At 66.3% G+C, this 621-nt stretch carries 1 pseudogene; it reads right to left on the bottom strand.

Annotated elements, in window-relative coordinates:
• A pseudogene (locus tag IEY61_RS30935) lies at window positions 1-335 on the bottom strand (hypothetical protein); the annotation flags it as partial.
• Window positions 336-621 lie beyond the last annotated feature (286 nt).

The raw sequence follows: 621 nt of genomic DNA, 5'->3' as shown, positions 1-621 counted from the left end.
AGGTGGCCCAGGTTCTCCAGCTTCGACTCCTGGAACGCGGTGGCGATCGCGACCACGGCGGCACGCTCGTCCATGCCGGTCTTCTTGGTCGCGGCGATGATCGCCTTGGCGTTACCGACCTGCTCGTCGTCCAGGTCGATCCGCGACTGCTTACCCTGCACACCATGCGGCATCAGCTTGCCCGCATCCGGCTTCTCCGCCTGCACCACAGCCACCGGCTTACCCGCCGCCAACGCACCACCATCAACATGCGCGGCCACCGGACCAGCGAACATGCCACCAGCAAAAGCCAGACCAGCAATACCCAGAACGCTCTTACGCAGAATCGTGTTCATGATGAAGCTCCATTCGGGGGTCGGCGCACCCACCGACGGGGGTCGGCATCCGGATGCACAAGCACCGTCCGGCGCTCAAAAACAAGGGGGGAAATCAGGGGATCCGACGCGAGGAGGCAACGCCCTCACCCGCAGGGGGCAACGCCCTCACCACGACGCCGGGACCATGTGTAACGACCGCCGGCCCACCATCATTCCGGGCCCCGCGACCCGCCTCGACGGGCCACCCTTCCTCGGTCGCTCACCCGTGTTCAACCACCCCCAGCCACCCACCATTCCGCCGCCG

It is taken from the genome of Micromonospora sonchi (assembly GCF_014646235.1).
In the GTDB taxonomy this organism is placed as follows: domain Bacteria; phylum Actinomycetota; class Actinomycetes; order Mycobacteriales; family Micromonosporaceae; genus Micromonospora; species Micromonospora sonchi.
This window is presented reverse-complemented; position numbering and strand designations above follow the sequence as displayed.